Origin of the sequence: Loktanella sp. 3ANDIMAR09 (genome assembly GCF_001420005.1) — a bacterium.
In the GTDB taxonomy this organism is placed as follows: Bacteria; Pseudomonadota; Alphaproteobacteria; order Rhodobacterales; family Rhodobacteraceae; genus Loktanella.
Genome location: NZ_LJAK01000001.1, coordinates 365,478 through 384,308, shown reverse-complemented (window position 1 = coordinate 384,308; position 18,831 = coordinate 365,478). Strand labels below are relative to the sequence as shown.

Below are 18,831 nucleotides of genomic sequence, written 5' to 3'. Positions count from 1 at the left end.
TCAGTTGGCGGCAACAGCGGCGCATTGCGCAGGCAGGCGGGCCATCGTCAGTTCACGCTTGGGCTGGGGTGCGGGGGCATTGGGGTCGCGCGGCTGGGGCGGCGGCGGGTTGATGATGTTGTTCACCCATTCCTGCGCATCGGCACAACCGTCCCCTGCGGGCGGGGCGGGCTGATTTTCGCAAAAGGCGGCCCCGCGAGGACAATTCAGCCGCACATGAAAATGATAGTTGTGCCCGTACCAGGGACGCACCTTGTTCAACCAGCTGCGGTCGCCGGTGGCGTTCTTGCACATCTCGACCTTGGCTCCCGGAAAAATAAAGATCCGGGCAACACGTGGGTCTGATGCGGCCGCCTTGACGATCGCCTCGTGCTGGGGTGTCCAGCTGTTGTTGACAAATGCGCCGCTGCGCCGGTCCATCCGGTCGGATGAGATATTTTCGCGTTCGGTCCGCGTCAGCGAAAGCGAGGTCGCGGGTTTCAGCCAGATATCGGCATCTAGACCGACCTGATGGCTGGCATGACCGGTCAGCATCGGCCCGCCACGCGGCTGGCTGAGGTCACCGACATACAGCCCGTTCCACCCGGGCTGCGCTGCGGCAACGCGCGACAGATCCTGCACGAAATCGATCAGTTCGGGCTGGCCCCAATTGCGATTGCGCGACAGGCGCATCGCCTGCCAGGTCGGCCCGGATTCGGCCAGGGCCTGTCCCCCTGCCTGACAGCCGCGCGAATAGAATCCCAGCGGTGCCGGGGCCTGCGCAGATGGTTCCGGTATCGCGCCAAAGACGCGTTTCGCAATCCGCGTGTCATTGGTGTTCTGTGTCGATACGACGGGCGAAACCGTCGGTTTTTCCGGCTGACATGCCGCGAGGGCCGTCAGTAGCGTCAGTGCTGCAATGGTGCGGATCATGCTGCTCGGTCCCCGTCTTTGTTGACCCACCTTAGCAGAAACAGGCCAAGCAGGAACAAAAAGATGACCGGCAAAAACCCAAGCTGCACGTTGCCTGTCAGATATGTGAACACCGCGATACTGGCCGGCGCAAGGAACGCCGTCGCCTTGCCGGTCAATGCAAACAGGCCAAAGGCTTCGGTCGGGCGGTCGGGGTCGGTGTGACGGACCATCATGGACCGGGACGCAGCATAGGTCGCCCCACCTGCGCCGCCGATGATCACCCCAGCCGCGAAAAAGATCGTATCGGGCAGGCTGGACCCCACAGGCAGCGGCACGCCGAACAGCGTCTCGCGGGACATGCCCACGATCACCACGCTGACAGCGATCAGGCACCAGACACAGACGCGGATCACGGGTTTCGGCCCGAACCGCGCGTCAGCCAGACCACCAACCCAGGTAAAGATTGCAGCCGCAATGGCTGCCACGATCCCGAATATGCCGATGTTGATGGTCGTCCATCCCAGCACGATTGCGGCATAGACGCCACCAAAGGCATAAAGCGCGTTCAACCCGTCGCGATAGAACATGGACCCCAGCAGAAAATTCAGCAGGCTCTTGCGGCGCGCAACGCCGCGCAGCGTGTCCTTGAGTTCGGCCCAGACCGCACTGATGCGGGTGGACCGCCCACCCAGCGACGGGTCATCCCGGACATAAAGGAAAAACGGCACCATAAAGAGCGCGAACCAAACCGCGATGAATGGGCCGACCGCGCGGGTGCCTTCCATCTGGGCGGGATCAAGGCCCAGCGCGGGGGCCAGACCGATCAGCGTGACACCACTGTCGGGGTCCTCGACGAACAGCAGCAACATGATGAACAAGGACGCGACACCACCCCAATAGCCAAAGGCAGCCCCCGACCCGGAGATGCGCCCGACCTCTTGGCGGTTGCCAAGGCTGGGCAGGATTGCATTGACGAAATTCAGCGCGGATTCAGCGCAAAAGAATGCGGCATAAAACACGATCAGCGCCATGTAGATCCACGCGCCATCCGGCGTCAGGTTCCACAGCATCGCCGTGGCAATGACGAACAGGATCGAAAATCCCGCGATCCACGGCATCTTGCGCCCCGAATTGTCGGCAAATGCCCCCAGAAATGGTGCAGTGACCGCGATCAGCAATCCAGCCACGGCCTGCCCCAGCGACCACAGACCCTGTGCCTCGGCCCCGGCGGCGGCCCGGTCCAGACCGCTGTCCATGAAATAGGTGGTCGCAACGCTGGCGAAATAGGGGCCGAAAACGAACGTCAGCCCCAGCGTGTACATCGGCTGTGATGCCCAATCAAAGGCCATCCAACCCCAGATGCGTTTGCGTGATACTGCCATGACCTGCCCCTTGTCGCCCAGGCACAACCTAACCCCGGCAGGCCCCGCACTGGCAAGTCCCGTTTACATCCCCGCGGGCAGTTCCGGCGGCCAGGGCCGGGTGGCATCCGCGTCGATCCAGCCTTGGGTCCAGGCAGGCAGCGCGGGCGGAGTCGAATCGAAACCGGCGGCGGCAAAGACGCGCGCAGGATCGACGATGCCATTCCGGTCCGTCACGGCGGACCGGTACAGCGCCTGCGCCGCACAGGTATCGCCGACCCAGATCGATTGATCGAGATAGAAGAACCGTGCGTCCCAGCCCACGCAGCGGCTGACGACGCGGAAACGCTCGAACGGTCTGATCCGGCGGCGATAGCGCACACTGGCCCCCGCCATCGTCAAACCCCATTTGTTCTGCCGCAGGGCACGCAGCAAGCCTACGCGCTGGGCCAGGATCGTGCGGCCCAGATCGAGGATCGTCAGGATACGTCCGTTGTTCATTTCCACGAAAACATCCAGATCCTGCGGCCAGCAGCGATGATGACTGACATGCGCGCCCAGCACAGGCAGATCGCCCGCGTTGCGATGCTGAATGAATTCCTTGGCAAGACGGACAAACGGATACATGTGCCGCGCCGTGCCAGCAGGCAGCGCGCGGGTCAATGCGTGCCGCTGCGGCACGAAACACTTGATGCGCCCCCGGCTTGCGCTTACCTGCGGGGCATCATCAGACGAAAGTGACGCCCATGACCTCGATCTTTGAAATCATCCTGCTGCTGCTTGGCGTGGCGCGCTTTTTCATCTTTGCCCATTTCATCATGAGCTGGCTGATCAGTTTCGACGTGCTGAACGTGCGCCAGCCGCTGGTCGGGCAGATCTGGTACACGCTGCAACGGATTCTGGAACCGATCTATGGGCCGCTGCGCAGTGTTCTGCCGAACCTGGGCGGGATCGACCTGTCGCCCATCGTGGCCCTGATCGGGATCGAGATCATCCGCATCGTGCTGCTGAACAACGCGGCCCTGTTCTATTGAGTTTGGCCGCCCCGCGCGGGGCGACCAATGCCTACGGCGTGAGTATTTGCGGCAAGATGATACGTCAGATCCGCTCTATCGCCAGTGCAATGCCCTGACCGCCACCGATACACATGGTAATCAGCGCACGCCTGCCCTGAATGCGGTCCAGCTCGTACATCGCCTTGACCGTGATGATGGCACCCGTGGCACCCACCGGATGACCCAGAGCGATTGCACCGCCATTGGGGTTCACACGGGCCGGGTCCAGACCCAGTTCCTTGCTGACGGCAAGCGCCTGTGCGGCAAAGGCCTCGTTGCTCTCGATCACGTCGAAATCGGCGGCAGTCAGGCCGGTCTTATCCAGCAGCTTGCGCACAGCAGGTACGGGACCGATCCCCATGACCTCTGGCCGGACGCCGGCGTGGGCGTAGCCCAGCACGCGGAACCGCGGTGTCAGGCCCGCCGCCTGCGCGGCATCCGCACGCGCCAGCACGATCGCCGCTGCCCCGTCGTTAAGACCCGAGGCATTGCCAGCGGTGACACTGCCATCCTTGGCAAAGGCCGGCCGCAGTTTGGCCAGACCCTCTGCCGTGGTCGCCTTGGGGTGTTCGTCCGTGGCGAAATCCACCATCTCGCGCTTGACCTTGACCGGGACCGGAACGATCTGGTCATCGAAATAGCCAGCCGCCATCGCAGCCGCGGCGCGTTGCTGGCTGAGCAGTGCAAAGGCGTCCTGATCCGCGCGGCTGACGGCATGTTCGGCGCTGACGTTTTCCGCCGTGATCCCCATGTGGCCCGTGCCAAACGGACAGTTCAGTGCCCCCAGCATCATGTCGCGGGTCACGACGTCGCCCATTTTCGCACCCCAGCGCTGGTCCGACAGGATGAACGGGCTGCGCGACATGTTTTCAGCACCCCCCGCTAGGCCGAAATCGGCATCCCCCAGCGCCAGCGACTGGATCACCGACACGATGGCTTGCACGCCGGACCCGCACAGACGGTTCACGTTCATCGCAGGCGTTGTATCCGGAACGCCTGCATCCATCGCGGCCACCCGCGACAGGTACATGTCGCGTGGTTCGGTATTGATGACATGGCCAAAGGCCACGTGACCGATCTGGTCGCCTGTGACACCGGACCTGTCCATTGCCGCCCTGGAGGCAATCGCCCCCAGTGTGATCGGCGGCGTGCCCGCCAAGGCACCACCAAAGGTGCCGATGGCCGTACGGGCACCCCCCAGTATGACAATCTCTGACATGTTGAACCCTCTCCCCCTTGATTTGCGACAGGATGACAAGCGGTGCGCCCCGGCACCAGCCCCAGGGGAACGTAACCCTGCGGCAAAGCAACCGCAGGAGTGGAAAAACGCGACGGCACCTTATGTTGTGACAAAAGGAGTCCGCCATGCTGTTGACCGTCACCGATCTGCACAAGGGATATGCCAGCGCCGACGGCCAGATCACGGTACTGGACGGCGTGAGCCTGTCACTGAATGCGGGCGAAACACTGGCCCTGACCGGAGAGAGCGGGTCCGGCAAGAGCACCCTGTTGCACCTGATCGGCGGGCTGGACAGCGCCGACCGCGGACAGATCCTGCTGGACGGCGTGGATCTGACCGCGCTGAATGATGCGGACCGCGCGGCCCTGCGCCGTGGCACCGTGGGCGTGGTGTTCCAGCAGTTCAACCTGATCCCGTCGCTCAGGGTTGCCGACAACATCAGTTTTCAGGCGCGGCTGGCAGACAGGCACGATGCCGATTGGTGCGCAAAACTGGCCAATCGCATGGGGCTGGATGCGCAGCTGGACAAATACCCCGAACAATTGTCCGGCGGACAACAGCAGCGGGTGGCACTTGCCCGCACACTGGCCCCGCGTCCGAAACTCGTGCTGGCGGACGAACCCACCGGCAACCTGGACGAGGAAACAGCCGCGACGGTGCTGGCATTGATGCTGGACCTGGTGCGCGACACGGGCGCCGGTTTGCTGATGGTCACCCATTCGCAGGCACTGGCAGGCCAGATGCAGCGGCAGATCCACCTGCGCAAGGGTCGCATCGCGTGATCCGCGCAACGCTTCAGGCGCTGCTGTCACATTGGTGGCGCAACCCGCTGCAACTGTTCACCCTGCTGGCGGGACTGGCGCTGGCGACCGCACTTTGGTCGGGGGTTCAGGCCATCAACGCCGAGGCCTCAGCCAGCTATGACGCCGCCGCCGCAACACTGGGCGAGGGGCAATTCGATCAACTGACCGCACGTGACGGCGGCACGATCCCGCAGGCGACATATGTCGACCTGCGCCGGGCGGGCTGGCTGGTGTCGCCGGTGGTCGAGGGGCGGCTGAACGGTGTCCGTGTCGTAGGCCTTGATCCGCTGACCGCGCCTGGCGGGTTGGGCCCCATCACGGTGTCGGACGGGGTCGAGATCAACAGGTTTCTGTCCGGCGGCGGTCAGGTGTTTGGCCGGGCAGAGGTGCTGGACCAATTGCCGGACATCGGCGCGCAACCTGTCACGGCCTCAGATGTGGCACCCGGCACCGTGCTGACCGATATCGGGCTTGCCCAGGAATTGTTGGGCCGCGACGGCGTGATCACGCGGTTGATCGTGGCACCGGAACAGCCGCTGGGCCGTCCGTCACTGGCAGAGGTGGCCCCTGATCTGACGCGGCAGGTCGCACAGGGCAGCAATGACCTGGGCCGGCTGACAGACAGTTTCCACCTGAACCTGACAGCCTTTGGCCTGCTCAGTTTCGCGGTCGGCATATTCATCGTGAACGGGGCCATCGGGTTGGCGTTCGAACAGCGCAGGCCCGTGGTGCGGACGTTGCGCGCGCTGGGCGTGCCGCTGCGCAGCCTGATGATCCTGATGGCGGCAGAACTGGCGATCATGGCGTTGGTCGCTGGTGCCATCGGTGTGGCGCTTGGCTATGTCATCGCATCCCTGTTGTTGCCGGATGTGGCCGCAACCCTGCAAGGGCTTTATGGGCAGACGGTGTCCGGCACATTGCAGCTGCGCCCCGTCTGGTGGCTGTCCGGATTGGCGATTGCACTGGGCGGCACGGCACTGGCGGCGGCATCGGCCTTTTGGCGGTTGGCACAGATGCCCTTGCTGGCCGGCGGGTCGCGCCGCGCCTTGTCGATGGCCGCAGGACGCACGGCACAGGTCCAGGGCGTGCTGGCCGCAATTTTGCTGATCTGCGCGGCGGGACTTGCCTTGGTCGCCGACGGGATGGTGACCGGTTTTGCCCTGCTGGGAACATTGCTGATCGGGGCTGCGCTGGCACTTCCGCTGATCCTGGACCGGGTGCTGGCACTGGCGGCATGGCTATCGCGCGGCATCCGCGCACAATGGTTCTGGGCCGATACCCGGCAGCAGCTGCCCGGCCTGTCGCTGGCACTGGCGGCCTTGCTGCTGGCGATGGCGGCGAATGTGGGCGTGTCCACGATGGTCAGCAGCTTTCGCCTGACGTTTATCGGCTTTCTTGACCAGCGGCTTGCGTCAGAGCTCTATGTCACGGCAGAGGATACAGCACAGGCCAATGCCCTGACGGCCTATGCAGCCGACCGCGTGGACGCGATCCTGCCAATCCAGTCGGCTGACACCCAGGTGCGGGATCTGCCGACCGAAGTGTTCGGCGCACGGATTGGACCGACCTATACCGACAACTGGACGTTTCTGACGGCGACCGACGCGCCTTGGCAGCGTGTCGCGGACGGCACCGGTATCCTGATCAACGAACAACTCGCACGGCGCACCGGGCTGGTGCTGGGCGACAGCGTGCCTATCATCGATACGACATTCACCGTTGCGGGCATCTATGGCGACTATGGCAATCCCATCGGTCAGGCCATTTTGTCCGAGGACGTCTTTGCCACGCTCTATCCCGACGTGAATGCGTTGCAATTCGGGTTGCGGTTGCCGCCTGACGACGTGGCCGCATTCCGTGCTGACCTGACCCGCGATCTGGGCATGTCAGAGGGCGCGATGATCAATCAGGCGGGGATCAAGCAATTCTCGCTTGATGTGTTCGACCGGACATTCACGGTGACAACGGCACTGAACGTGCTGACGCTGGCCGTCGCGGGCTTTGCCATTCTCATGAGTCTCCTGACGCTGGCCGCGCTGCGCGTGCCGCAACTCGCACCCGCCTGGGCGATGGGCATGACCCGCCGTAGTCTGGGCGTGGTCGAACTGATCCGCGCCGTGATCCTTGCGGTCTTTACGGCGGCAATTGCATTGCCGCTGGGGCTTGCGCTGGCCTGGGCGCTGCTGTCGGTGGTCAATGTCGCGGCCTTTGGCTGGAAACTGCCCATGTTTCTGTTTCCCGCCGATTATGCGCGGCTGGGCCTGTTTGCGCTGGTGGCGGCAGCGCTTGCGGCACTCTGGCCTGCGTGGCGTCTGGCCCGCACACCCCCTGCTGATCTGCTCAAGGTGTTTTCCAATGAACGTTAAGGCTCTGTTGCTCGCCCTGTTGCTGCCCGTTGCTGCATCGGCCCAGGGTTTCGCGGGCCTTGGCACCGATGCCGAAGGTTTCGCCGTGCCGCAGCCGAACCCACGGTTCAGCTTTCCCGCGGACCACGGCGCGCACCCCGATTACCGTATCGAATGGTGGTACATCACGGCCAACATGACCGGGCCGGACGGCACGCCCTACGGGCTGCAATGGACATTGTTCCGCAGCGCCATGGCACCGGAAACGCGGGCGGGCTGGGACGATCCGCAGCTGTGGATGGGTCACGCCGCAGTGACAACGCCAGATGCACATTTCGTGACCGAACGACTGGCACGGGGCGGGATCGGTCAGGCGGGCGTGACCGCCGACCCCTTTGCCGCATGGATCGACGATTGGCAGATGACCGGATTCGATGATGCGCGTCTGACCGCCTCTGGCCCGGACTTTGCCTATGATGTGAACCTGACGGCGACCGGACCCTTGGTGTTTCAGGGGATCGACGGCTATTCGGTCAAATCCGCCGCCGGACAGGCATCCTATTACTACTCTCAACCGTTCTATGAATTGTCCGGCACACTGACGCTGCCGGACGGCGATGTGCCCGTGACCGGCACCGCATGGCTGGACCGCGAATGGTCCAGCCAGCCGCTGGGCGACAACCAGACCGGATGGGACTGGTTTTCGCTGTCGTTTGACGATGGGGCCAAGATGATGGGGTTTCGCCTGCGCCAGACCGACGACCAGAACTTTACCTCTGCGACATGGATTGACGCGGATGGGACCGCCACCCCCTACAGTGACGGGGCGTTCAACGCCGCACCATTGGCGACAACGACCGTGGCCGGGCGCGATGTCCCGACGCAGTGGCAGGTGACATTGCCGGACCGCGGCATCGACGTCACCGTTGCCGCGATCAACCCGCAGGCGTGGATGGACACCAGCGTCCCCTACTGGGAAGGTCCGGTTACGGTGACCGGCAGCCACGACGGCCAAGGCTATCTGGAGATGACAGGATATGAGTGACTGGTTCGAAACGCTGGACGGTCTGCACGACCGCATGTGGCAACGCCTGTCGCGTGGTGTCGCAGACCGCAAATCGCCCGCGCGGCAGCCGACATTTGCCACCGTGGGTGCGGACGGCTGGCCAGAGGCCCGCACAGTGGTGCTGCGCACAGCCCAGCGCGACACCGCAACGCTCGAGGTCTATACCGATCTGCATTCGGACAAGATCACCAGCCTGCGCAAGACGCCCCGCGCCGCCCTGCACATCTGGGAAGACAAGCAGAACCTGCAAATCCGCCTGCAATGCGCGGTCACGATCCTGACAGGCGAGACCGTGCGCGACCGCTGGAACCCGATTCCGGAACGCGGGCGCATGTCCTATGGCGTCACGCCTGCGCCCGGCACACCGCTGGGCGATGACGCGCTGGCCTATGACAAGGACCCCGACTTTGCGACCTTTGCCGTGCTGTCCTGCGTGATCCAGCGGATCGACCTCGTGCATCTGGGCTGCGACCACCGCCGCGCGGCCTACGCCCGCGTGAACGACTGGCAAGGACAGTGGCTTTCGCCCTGACGCATCGCTAGAACCACTGACATGCAAGCGACACTTCCCCTGACCCGTGACCTCGTGCTGATCGGCGGCGGCCACACCCATGCGCTGGTGCTGCGCAAATGGGGCATGAACCCTTTGGCGGGCGTGCGCGTGACGCTGATCTCGCCCGGTCCGACGGCACCCTATTCGGGGATGTTGCCGGGGTTTGTGGCCGGGCACTACAGCCGTAACGATCTGGACATCGACCTGGTGCAGCTTGCACGTTTTGCCGGTGCGCGGGTGATCGACGGTGCGGTGACGCAGATCGACAGCGCCGCCCGCCTGATCACCGTTCCGGGCCGTGCGCCCATCGCCTATGACGCGGTCAGCGTGGATGTGGGCATTACCTCTGACATGCCGGCGCTGGACGGTTTTGGCGACCACGGGGTGCCCGCCAAACCGCTGGGCCAGTTCGCCAGCCGCTGGGATGCGTTTCGCGACAACGCCACCAATCCGCATATCGCGATCATTGGCGGGGGTGTCGCCGGGGCAGAGCTTGCGATGGCGATGGCCCACGCCCTGCGGGACCGGGGCCTGCAACCCACCGTCCACCTGATCGACCGCAGCCGCGCCTTGTCTGCGCTGAACGCAACCGCGCGGCGGCGCGTGATGACAGCCCTTGCCGGAAATGGCGTAACGGTCATCGAGGATGCCAGGGTCGCAGCCGTGCAGGCCGATGCCGTCCTGCTGGCCGACGGTCGCCGTATCCGGTCGGATTTCACGACGGGTGCCGCCGGGGCCAGACCCCACGACTGGATCACAAAGATCGGCGTGGACCTGCACGACGGGTTCATCACGGTCGGGTCAACGCTGCAATCCAGTGATCCCGCCCTGTTTGCGGTCGGCGATTGCGCGCATCTGTCCCATGCGCCACGCCCCAAGGCCGGTGTCTTTGCCGTGCGCGAGGCGCCGGTCCTGTCCGACAACCTGCGCGCCGTGCTGTCGGGTGGCGCGCTGAACACCTACACCCCTCAAAAGGACTACCTCAAATTGGTGTCACTGGGTGGCAGATCAGCGCTGGCCGAACGGTTCGGCACCGCGTTTTCCGGCCCTCTTCTGTGGCGATGGAAGGACCACATCGACCAGACCTTCATGCGGCAGTTCAGCGACCTGCCTGCGATGGACACCCCACCCTTGCCAAAGGTGCATGCCCTTGGCCTGCGTCAGGCGATGGGTGACAAGCCGATGTGCGGCGGCTGCGGCGCCAAGGTCGGACGCGCGGCCCTGATGGATGCGCTGGGCGCATTGCCCGCGCCGACCCGGCCCGATGTGTCCTTGATCGCGGGTGATGATGCGGGCCTGCTGACGATGGGTGATACCCGGCAGGTCATCAGCACAGACCACCTGCGCGCATTCTGGGATGACCCGGTGGTGATGACCCGCATCGCGCTGAACCATGCGCTGGGCGACATCTGGGCGATGGGTGCCAGACCGCAGGCCGCGACCGTCAACCTGATCCTGCCGCGCCTGTCGCCCGACCTTCAGTCCCGCACCTTGCAAGAGATCGTATCGACGGCCCGGCACGACTTGGGCGCTGCCGGGGCCGATATCGTCGGCGGGCATACGTCGCTGGGTGCGGAAATGACCATCGGTTTCACCGTCACCGGGCTGTGCGACCGCGCGCCCATCACCTTGCAAGGCGCGCAACCCGGCGATGTGTTGATCCTGACGAAACCCATCGGCAGCGGTACCATCATGGCCGCGGAAATGACAGGCAAGGCACGCGGTGCGGACGTGGCGCAGGCGTTGCAGGCGATGTGCCAGGGTCAGGCCGCCGCCAGCGACATCCTGCGCGATGCCCGTGCCATGACCGATGTGACCGGGTTCGGCCTGGCCGGCCATCTGCGCGGGATGTGCGACGCCAGCGACACCGGGGCAGAGATCGCGCTGGCTGATGTGCCGTTGCTGCCCGGTGCGCTGGAACTGGCGACGAATGGCACGCGGTCCAGCCTGTTCGATGACAACATTGCCGGGGCTGGTGCGATCGATGGCCCGACAGGCCCGCGTCAGGCGCTGATGTTCGACCCCCAGACCGCTGGCGGGCTGTTGGCGGCCGTCGATCCGGCACAGGCCGATCAGATCATCGACGCGCTACGCGGTGCAGGTTACGCCCGGGCCGCGCGCATCGGGACCGTAACCGCAGGCAACACCATCCGACTGCGCTAAAGCGTGGCAATCAGCGCGGCAAGCTGGTCTGCCACCACCTCGCGGCCCACAGGGTCCAGCGCATCGGCGTGCACCTGCCCCAGCCAGTCACGTGTCGCGGTCTTGCGCGACCGGGCATAGGCCGCGTCGTAGTGCTGATCCATCAGGGCCGTGGCCAGCGCCGGAAAATCACCCGCCGCGAGCAACGCCTCCCAGCCATCGACGACGGCATGGCCGCGGATATTGCGCAGCGGTTGCAACCGGTCGCGCAACCGCGCGGGGTCCGCGATGATGTCCTGATAGGCTTCTGTCAGAAACGCCGCACGCACGGGCAGCGTGGCCGTCACCTCGATCCGGGGGGCCTGCGTCATGTTCAGCCACAGCTGCTTGGGCAGGACGATGCGCCCGATCTTGCTGCTTTCCGCCTCGACGAGTGTGGGGCGGTCGGGGTCAAGGCGGGCCAATCGCGCGGCCAGCGCGCTCTCGAACCCTTTTTGCGCGGGCTGACCGCCCGGCACACGACCCAAGAGCGACCCGCGATGCGCGGCCAACCCTTCGAGGTCGAGGGTCTGGACACCGCGCGCCGCCAGAAGATGCAGCAAGGCGGTTTTCGCAGTGCCGGTATAGCCATCCAGCAGGATCAGCCGGTGCCGGACCGGGTCGTCATACAATGACCGATGCACCAGCCGCCTGTAGGACTGATAACCGCCCGTGACCACCTCGGCCCGCCAACCGATCTGTTGCAGGATGGTGGCAACCGACCCGGACCGCTGCCCCCCGCGCCAGCAATAGACCAGCGGCCGCCACGCACCATCGAACCCGTTCAGCGGACCATCCACGTAATCCGCCACGTTGCGGGCAACCATGGCCGCCCCCAGCTTGCGCGCGGTAAAGGCGCTGACCTGCGTATAGATCGTGCCGACCTCGGCGCGTTGATCGTTCGTCAGCGCCGGCAGGTTGATTGCGCCAGGCACGTGATCCTCGGCAAATTCGGCGGGGCTGCGCACGTCGATAACGGTGTCGAAATCATGCGCCAGAATCGCATCCAGCGTGTCAAAGCTGCGTTTCATTCCCGGTGGATCGGGGCACGGCCCGCATCTGTCAGGATGAACCATTCACCATTGTCGCAAACCGCGGGGATCAGCGGATGCCCCTTGCCCGCGCCATTGTCCAGATCGATCCGGTTGCCGAAATGGGTGGGCTGATCGACGATCGTATGACCGTGCACCACAAGCACGCCGTGGTCGTCGCTGTTATCCAGCCAGCCGTCACGTATCCAGATCAGGTCATCCTCGGCCTGTTGATCCAGCGGCACGCCGGGGCGGATACCTGCGTGCACGAACAACAGATCATCGACCCGGTGCATCAGGGGATTGTCCCGCAGAAAATCCAGATGCGCCTGCGGAACCGCCTTTTGTGCGGCCGTGACCAGTTGTTCCAGCGTCAGGTCGCCGTCCTGCGTCGGCAGATGGCGCAGGATTTCCAGACCGTTGTCGTCGATGTCGAACACGGCGGGGCCAGTGGGCACGATGCCGTATGACGCAAGGGTCTGCGGCCCGCCCAGACGCGTGTTCAACCAGGACAAACCCGATTTGATCGCCGGATCGTGGCAGGTGCCGTCCGCGACAAAGTATTCGAACATCCGGTCGTGATTGCCGCGGATGATGGTCCAGTTACGCCCCGCGTCACGCCCTGCAATCAGCGCGTCGATCACGCCGGCGCTGTCCGGTCCCCGGTCGGTGTAATCCCCCAGAAACACGATATGCGCATCATCCCCGCCGTCCTGCGCGATCAGGTCCAATGCGTGGTCCATCATCTGTTTCTGGCCGTGGATATCCCCGATGGCATAGATCATGCGTCCGTCTCCGTCTGTTTCACCGCAGATGTAGCAGAGCGGCGGGGAATGAACAGATCAACCCCGCCCACGAAAAAGCCCGCCCCGATCATTTCGGGGCGGGCTGGCATTCGGATCAGCGATCAATCAGGCGACGTCAAAGGTCAGCGTCTTGACCTGTTTGAACCGGCCGGTGCCGTGCAGCGCCTTGATCGCGGCCTCCGGCACCTCGTCGTCGATATAAAGAAGCGCAATCGCCTCGCCCTTGGCCACGGACCGCCCGAGGGTAAAGTTGGCGATGTTCACACCGTGATCGCCCAGCGTGGACCCCAGCGTGCCGATGATACCGGGCACGTCCTCGTTGGTGGTATACAGCATGTTCGCGCCGACCTCTGCATCGACGTTGATGCCCTTGATCTGGATGAAACGCGGCTTGCCGTCGCTGAACACGGTGCCCGCGACCGAACGCTCACGCTCTGCCGTGGTGACTGTCACCTTGATATAGCCTTCGAACACGCCGGACTGGTCCTGCTTGGTCGTGCTGACCTTGATGCCGTTGTCCTTGGCGATCACGGGCGCGCTGACCATGTTCACGTCGGGGTTCCGCTTGCGCATGATGCCCGCGATGGTCGATGCCGTCAGCGCCTTGAGGTTCATCCCCGACACTTCACCGTCGAACAGGATGTTGATCGACTGGATCGGCTCGTCGGTCATTTGCCCGACAAAGTTGCCCAGATGCTTGGACAGTTCGATCCAGGGGCCCATCACCTTGGATTCCTCTGCCGTGATGGACGGCATGTTGATCGCGTTGGTCACGGCACCGGACAGCAGATAGTCGGACATCTGTTCGGCCACCTGCAGGGCCACGTTTTCCTGTGCTTCGGTCGTGGCAGCGCCGAGGTGCGGCGTGACGACAACGTTGGGCAGGTTGAACAGCGGGCTGTTCGTCGCAGGCTCTTCGGCAAAGACGTCGAATGCAGCACCGGCCACGTGGCCGGATTTGATCGCCTCGGCCAGCGCCTCTTCGTCAACCAGACCGCCACGGGCGCAGTTGATGATGCGCACGCCGGGTTTCAGCTTGGCGATTGCCTCGGCCGACAGGATGTTGCGGGTCTGGTCGGTCAGCGGCACGTGGAAGGTAATGAAATCGGCACGGCCCAGCAGCTCGTCCAGTTCCAGCTTTTCGACGCCGATCTCGATCGCGCGTTCCTCGGACAGGAAAGGGTCATAGGCCACGACCTTCATGCGCAGGCCGCGGGCGCGATCGATCACGATGGACCCGATGTTGCCGGCACCGATGACACCCAGCGTCTTGCCGGTCAGCTCGACACCCATGAACTTGGACTTTTCCCACTTGCCGGCGTGGGTGCTTTCGTTTGCCTCGGGGATCTGACGGGCGACGGCCATCATCAGCGAAATCGCGTGTTCGGCAGTGGTGATCGAGTTGCCGAAGGGCGTGTTCATCACGATGATGCCCTTTTTCGACGCGGCGGGAATGTCGACGTTGTCGACACCGATACCCGCGCGGCCGATGACCTTGAGGTTGGTCGCCTGCTCGATCAGTTTTTCGGTGGCTTTGGTCGCGGACCGGATCGCCAGACCGTCGAATTCGTGAATCATCGACAGCAGCTTTTCCTTGTCCTTGCCCAGCTTGGGTTCAAACGTGACGTCGATTCCGCGATCGCGAAAAATCTGGACGGCGGCTTCGGACAGGGCGTCGGAAATCAGAACTTTGGGGGCCATGTCAGGCACTCCTCTGGAATGTGGGGATGGGGTCGGGGCCACGCGGGGGTGGCCCCGTTCAAGTCAGGCGTTGATCTCTGCCTCAAAGGCATAGGCGATCCACGGCATCAGCGCGGCCACGTCGGATGTTTCCACCGTGGCACCGCACCAGATCCGCAGACCGGCTGGGGCATCACGGTAGGCACCGACGTCTAGTGCGACGCCTTCGGCCTCCAGCCGCTTGGCCACAGCCTTGGCGAATGCGGGGCCGTCGGTGATGCGCTCATCCGTGAATTTGACGCAGACCGACGTGTTGGAACGGGTCGCCGGATCAACGGCCAGGTTCGCAATCCAATCGTTTGCATCGCAGAAATCCCAGACGACCTGCGCATTGGCGTCGCAGCGCGCGTGCAGCGCGTCCAGACCACCAATGGACTGCGCCCACTTCAGGGCCAGCAGGTAATCCTCGACACACAGCATGGACGGCGTGTTGATCGTTTCACCCTTGAAGATGCCCTCGATCAGCTTGCCGCCCTTTGTCAGGCGGAAAATCTTTGGCAGGGGCCATGCGGGGGTATAGCTTTCCAGTCGCGCGACCGCGCGGGGCGACAGGATCAGCATGCCGTGCGCGGCCTCGCCACCCATGACCTTTTGCCAGCTGAAGGTGGTCACATCCAGCTTGTCCCAAGGCAGCGGCTGCGCAAAGGCGGCAGAGGTCGCATCGGCCATCGTCAGACCCTTGCGGTCGGCGGGGATCATGTCGCCATGGGGCATTTTCACGCCGGACGTTGTGCCGTTCCAGGTGAAACACACGTCGTTGTCGTAGTTCAGCGCGGCCATATCCACGATCTCGCCGTATTCGGCGGTGTGCACTGTGGCCTCGATTTTCAGCTGCTTGACCACGTCAGTGACCCAGCCCGCGCCAAAGCTTTCCCAGGCGACCATTTCGGCAGGGCGTTCGCCCAGCATGGTCCACATCGCCATTTCATAGGCACCGGTGTCGGATGCAGGCACGATCCCGATTCTGTAATCGTCCGGCACGCCCAGGATTTCGCGGGTCAGATCGATGGCCTCGGCCAGTTTGGCCTTGCCGACGGCGGCACGATGCGACCGGCCCAAGGGGGCGTCGGACAGTTTGGCCAAATCAAAAACAGGGGGTTTGGCACAGGGGCCACTGGAAAAACGCGGATTAGCCGGCCGCGTTGCCGGGGTAGTCATAACCATTGCTGGTATCCTCACAGATATGCGCCCTTCGTTGGGGAAGGGTGTCCCACCGCCGGACATAGGCCGCGGCAACGGGTTTGGCAATGGATCGTTTATCGTAGCGTCAGCTTGGGCGGATCAAACGCGCCTCGAACGGATGCAGGGGACCGTCAGCGGCATTGGCCGATGACAAGAGCGTGTGGCCCGACAAACCCGGATCGCGGGGCGCATCCGCGAAATTCAAACACATGATGATCGCGTCGTCACCGCTGCCGCGCGCGTAGACCAGCAGATCATCAGCGGCGCTGATTGTGCGATATTCCCCCGACAACAATGCTGGCGTCGTTTGCCGCAATGCCGTCAGGCGTTTCACGTAGGCCAGCATGGTGTCGCCTGCCGCCTGCCCCGCAACGGTCCCGTCGGGCGGCGTGGACACGGGCAACCACGGGGTTCCGTCCGTGAACCCGGCCTGCGCGCTGTCGTCCCACGGCATCGGCGTGCGTGCGGGATCGCGCCCCAACCCCTTGCCCGGCACCTGTTTTTCCCACGGGTCCTGCACCAGCTCTGGCGGGATTTCAGCACTTTGCATCCCCAGTTCATCACCCTGGTAAATCGTCGGCGTGCCGCGCAGGGTCAGCAGCAATGTCAGTGCAACACGCGCGAGGTCAGGCCCCACCCGCGACGCGATCCGAATACAATCATGGTTCCCGACCACCCATGTCGGCCAACCACTGTCGGGCAATGCGGCCTCATAGGCTTCAATCGTGCCGACAATGTCGGGCACGGTCCACGCGATATCCAGCAGGGCAAAGTTGAACGGCAATTGAAACCCGTCACCCTGCGATCCGTAATAGCTTGTGACTTCGGCCAGCGTACCATCGGTTTCACCCAGCAGCAGGCGGTCCGGGTATTCCTGCGTGACCGCACGCATCATCCGCACGATATCGTAGTTCATCGGCTGATTCTTGGAATGCACCTTCAACAGGCGCAGCGACGGGTTCATGCCGTCGTGCCAGTCGGGGTTCTCGGGATGGTCGCCCTTGTCCACGTCGGGGGCAGCGTGGGTGATGGCATCAACGCGGAACCCATCGACACCGCGATCGTACCAAAATCGCATCGTATCCAGCATTTCGGCCTGCACCGCGGGGTTCCGCCAGTTCAGTGCTGGCTGTTCGGTCAGAAAGATATGCAGATAGTATTGCTGCGTCTGGTCGTCCCATGCCCAGGTGCTTGGCCCGAATTCGCTGATCCAGTTGGTCGGCGGCCCACCTTCCGGGCCTGCGTCGCGCCAGATATACCAATCGCGTTTGTCGCTGTTGCGCGCGCTGCGGGATTCGACGAACCACGGGTGCTGATCCGACGTATGGCTGGGCACGAAATCCAACAGTACGCGCAACCCGCGTGCATGGGCGGCATCAATCATCGCATCGAAATCGGCCAAGGTCCCGAACATCGGGTCGATGCCGCGATAGTCGCTGATGTCGTAGCCGAAATCCTTCATCGGAGAGGGAAAGATCGGCGAGATCCAGACGATATCCGCCCCCAGATCAACGATATGATCCAGCCGCTGCGTGATGCCGCGCAGATCACCGATCCCGTCGCCGTCGCTGTCCTGAAAACTGCGTGGATAAACCTGATAGATGATCCCGCGTTGCCACCATGTCAGGTTCGTCATGCATGCCTCCACTTTCCCTTGGACGCTATCAACGTTAATCGGTGCTGCAAAGAGAGAGAGGTCGCCCATGTTCATCACGACATTGATCGCCCGTCCCGGCCAGTTGGACACCGTCTTGGTCGAAAACCTGCGCAACGCCTGGGGCGGCGGCGATGCGGTCTGGTTGTCCGGCAATACGGCGGCTGAATTCCCCATGGCGCAAAAGCCGGACAACCTGTGGTCCGTCTGGGACGACATGCAGGCTATGGGCCTTGATCTGGTGGTCCAGCCCAGCGCGGGACGACGCAAACGCCTGCTGCTGGCGGACATGGACAGCACGATGATCCAGCAGGAATGCATTGATGAACTGGCAGCAGAGGCCGGTGTCGGTCCCCGCGTCGCCGATATCACCGCCCGCGCCATGAACGGAGAGCTGGATTTCGAAGAAGCCCTGATCGAACGGGTCGGTCTGCTGCGCGGCCTGCCTGAAACCATCATCCAACAGGTCGTCGATACCCGCATCACCCTGATGCCGGGCGGTCGCACGCTGGTGCAAACGATGAAATCGCAGGGCGGTCATGCGGCGCTGGTATCCGGTGGGTTCACCGCGTTTACCGCGAAAATTGCCGAAACGCTGGGGTTTGACGAAAACCGCGCCAACACGCTGATGGTGGCGGACGGCATCCTGACGGGTGAGGTGGGCCGCCCGATACTGGGCCGCGTGGCCAAGGTCACGGCACTGGAGGACATCACCACACGATTGGGGATAACAGAGGCCGAGGTCATCGCCGTCGGCGACGGCGCGAACGATCTGGGAATGCTGGGGCGTGCCGGTACGGGTGTCGCATTGCATGCCAAACCCAGCGTGCAGGCGGAATGCGACGTGCGGATCAACCACGGTGACCTGACGGCGTTGCTTTATCTTCAGGGCTACACTGACGCGGATTTCGTGGCCTGAC

At 63.7% G+C, this 18,831-nt stretch carries 16 protein-coding genes; 7 read left to right on the top strand and 9 right to left on the bottom strand.

What is annotated here, in order from left to right:
* From mepA to AN189_RS01915, 3 genes are all read right to left on the bottom strand, one after another.
* Entirely contained in the window at nt 1-912 is a 912-nt protein-coding gene (gene mepA / locus AN189_RS01925; RefSeq protein ID WP_056030132.1) for a penicillin-insensitive murein endopeptidase, read from the bottom strand.
* Nucleotides 909-2,276: an MFS transporter gene (locus AN189_RS01920; protein WP_056030705.1), complete on the bottom strand. Its 1,368-nt coding sequence runs from the start codon at nt 2,274-2,276 to the stop codon at nt 909-911. Before AN189_RS01920 ends, mepA begins: the two co-directional genes overlap by 4 nt.
* A gap of 63 nt (nt 2,277-2,339) precedes the next feature.
* On the bottom strand, nt 2,340-2,882 hold the full coding sequence (locus tag AN189_RS01915) for an acyl-CoA thioesterase (RefSeq protein ID WP_056030130.1): 543 nt from the start codon (nt 2,880-2,882) through the stop codon (nt 2,340-2,342).
* A 119-nt stretch (nt 2,883-3,001) separates the two neighbouring features.
* Here AN189_RS01915 and AN189_RS01910 point away from each other — a divergent pair, with 119 nt between their 5' ends.
* Nucleotides 3,002-3,289 carry a YggT family protein gene (locus tag AN189_RS01910; protein WP_056030126.1) on the top strand — a complete coding sequence of 96 codons (288 nt, stop codon included), beginning with the start codon at nt 3,002-3,004 and terminating at the stop codon, nt 3,287-3,289.
* Nucleotides 3,290-3,353: 64 nt separating this feature from the next.
* Here the strand turns inward: AN189_RS01910 and AN189_RS01905 are convergent, their stop codons facing one another.
* The gene (locus AN189_RS01905) at nt 3,354-4,529 is read right to left on the bottom strand and encodes an acetyl-CoA C-acyltransferase family protein (protein ID WP_056030123.1); all 1,176 of its coding nucleotides are present in this window, start codon (nt 4,527-4,529) and stop codon (nt 3,354-3,356) included.
* A 146-nt stretch (nt 4,530-4,675) separates the two neighbouring features.
* Between AN189_RS01905 and AN189_RS01900 the strand changes: the two genes are divergently transcribed.
* Genes AN189_RS01900 through selD form a run of 5 tightly spaced genes read left to right on the top strand, consistent with a single transcriptional unit; the run spans nt 4,676 to nt 11,480 of the window.
* Nucleotides 4,676-5,332 (top strand): ABC transporter ATP-binding protein, encoded by a 657-nt coding sequence (locus AN189_RS01900; RefSeq protein WP_056030120.1) that lies wholly within the window; start codon nt 4,676-4,678, stop codon nt 5,330-5,332.
* The gene (locus tag AN189_RS01895) at nt 5,329-7,719 is read left to right on the top strand and encodes an FtsX-like permease family protein (RefSeq protein ID WP_056030117.1); all 2,391 of its coding nucleotides are present in this window, start codon (nt 5,329-5,331) and stop codon (nt 7,717-7,719) included. The genes AN189_RS01900 and AN189_RS01895 overlap by 4 nt, the downstream gene beginning before the upstream one ends.
* Nucleotides 7,709-8,743, top strand: a complete 1,035-nt coding sequence (locus AN189_RS01890; protein ID WP_056030114.1) for a lipocalin-like domain-containing protein — start codon at nt 7,709-7,711, stop codon at nt 8,741-8,743. Before AN189_RS01895 ends, AN189_RS01890 begins: the two co-directional genes overlap by 11 nt.
* Nucleotides 8,736-9,296, top strand: a complete 561-nt coding sequence (locus AN189_RS01885; RefSeq protein ID WP_056030111.1) for a pyridoxamine 5'-phosphate oxidase family protein — start codon at nt 8,736-8,738, stop codon at nt 9,294-9,296. The genes AN189_RS01890 and AN189_RS01885 overlap by 8 nt, the downstream gene beginning before the upstream one ends.
* 21 nt (nt 9,297-9,317) lie before the next feature.
* Nucleotides 9,318-11,480: a selenide, water dikinase SelD gene (gene selD, locus AN189_RS01880; RefSeq protein WP_056030108.1), complete on the top strand. Its 2,163-nt coding sequence runs from the start codon at nt 9,318-9,320 to the stop codon at nt 11,478-11,480.
* Here selD and mnmH read toward each other — a convergent pair.
* From mnmH to AN189_RS01855, 5 genes are all read right to left on the bottom strand, one after another.
* A complete protein-coding gene (mnmH, locus tag AN189_RS01875) occupies nt 11,477-12,529 on the bottom strand; it encodes a tRNA 2-selenouridine(34) synthase MnmH (protein ID WP_056030105.1) in 1,053 nt (350 codons plus the stop codon). The genes selD and mnmH overlap by 4 nt on opposite strands.
* Nucleotides 12,526-13,314, bottom strand: coding sequence for a metallophosphoesterase (locus tag AN189_RS01870; protein ID WP_056030102.1), 789 nt, complete (start codon nt 13,312-13,314; stop codon nt 12,526-12,528). Before AN189_RS01870 ends, mnmH begins: the two co-directional genes overlap by 4 nt.
* A gap of 126 nt (nt 13,315-13,440) precedes the next feature.
* Complete coding sequence (gene serA, locus AN189_RS01865) at nt 13,441-15,036, bottom strand: phosphoglycerate dehydrogenase (RefSeq protein WP_056030099.1); 1,596 nt, start codon at nt 15,034-15,036, stop codon at nt 13,441-13,443.
* A 63-nt stretch (nt 15,037-15,099) separates the two neighbouring features.
* Entirely contained in the window at nt 15,100-16,239 is a 1,140-nt protein-coding gene (locus tag AN189_RS01860) for a phosphoserine transaminase (RefSeq protein WP_056030096.1), read from the bottom strand.
* 103 nt (nt 16,240-16,342) lie between these two features.
* Nucleotides 16,343-17,893: an alpha-amylase family glycosyl hydrolase gene (locus AN189_RS01855; RefSeq protein ID WP_056030093.1), complete on the bottom strand. Its 1,551-nt coding sequence runs from the start codon at nt 17,891-17,893 to the stop codon at nt 16,343-16,345.
* A gap of 67 nt (nt 17,894-17,960) precedes the next feature.
* Here AN189_RS01855 and serB point away from each other — a divergent pair, with 67 nt between their 5' ends.
* Nucleotides 17,961-18,830, top strand: coding sequence for a phosphoserine phosphatase SerB (gene serB / locus AN189_RS01850; RefSeq protein WP_056030090.1), 870 nt, complete (start codon nt 17,961-17,963; stop codon nt 18,828-18,830).
* The last annotated feature ends 1 nt before the right edge of the window (nt 18,831 follow it).

Bases quoted from the DNA above. Each gene is read 5' to 3' on its own strand.
- mepA (WP_056030132.1), bottom strand. From the start codon at position 912: ATGATCCGCACCATTGCAGCACTGACGCTACTGACGGCCCTCGCGGCA.
- AN189_RS01920 (WP_056030705.1), bottom strand. From the start codon at position 2,276: ATGGCAGTATCACGCAAACGCATCTGGGGTTGGATGGCCTTTGATTGG.
- AN189_RS01915 (WP_056030130.1), bottom strand. From the start codon at position 2,882: ATGTATCCGTTTGTCCGTCTTGCCAAGGAATTCATTCAGCATCGCAAC.
- AN189_RS01910 (WP_056030126.1), top strand. From the start codon at position 3,002: ATGACCTCGATCTTTGAAATCATCCTGCTGCTGCTTGGCGTGGCGCGC.
- AN189_RS01905 (WP_056030123.1), bottom strand. From the start codon at position 4,529: ATGTCAGAGATTGTCATACTGGGGGGTGCCCGTACGGCCATCGGCACC.
- AN189_RS01900 (WP_056030120.1), top strand. From the start codon at position 4,676: ATGCTGTTGACCGTCACCGATCTGCACAAGGGATATGCCAGCGCCGAC.
- AN189_RS01890 (WP_056030114.1), top strand. From the start codon at position 7,709: ATGAACGTTAAGGCTCTGTTGCTCGCCCTGTTGCTGCCCGTTGCTGCA.
- AN189_RS01885 (WP_056030111.1), top strand. From the start codon at position 8,736: ATGAGTGACTGGTTCGAAACGCTGGACGGTCTGCACGACCGCATGTGG.
- selD (WP_056030108.1), top strand. From the start codon at position 9,318: ATGCAAGCGACACTTCCCCTGACCCGTGACCTCGTGCTGATCGGCGGC.
- mnmH (WP_056030105.1), bottom strand. From the start codon at position 12,529: ATGAAACGCAGCTTTGACACGCTGGATGCGATTCTGGCGCATGATTTC.
- AN189_RS01870 (WP_056030102.1), bottom strand. From the start codon at position 13,314: ATGATCTATGCCATCGGGGATATCCACGGCCAGAAACAGATGATGGAC.
- serA (WP_056030099.1), bottom strand. From the start codon at position 15,036: ATGGCCCCCAAAGTTCTGATTTCCGACGCCCTGTCCGAAGCCGCCGTC.
- AN189_RS01860 (WP_056030096.1), bottom strand. From the start codon at position 16,239: ATGGTTATGACTACCCCGGCAACGCGGCCGGCTAATCCGCGTTTTTCC.
- AN189_RS01855 (WP_056030093.1), bottom strand. From the start codon at position 17,893: ATGACGAACCTGACATGGTGGCAACGCGGGATCATCTATCAGGTTTAT.
- serB (WP_056030090.1), top strand. From the start codon at position 17,961: ATGTTCATCACGACATTGATCGCCCGTCCCGGCCAGTTGGACACCGTC.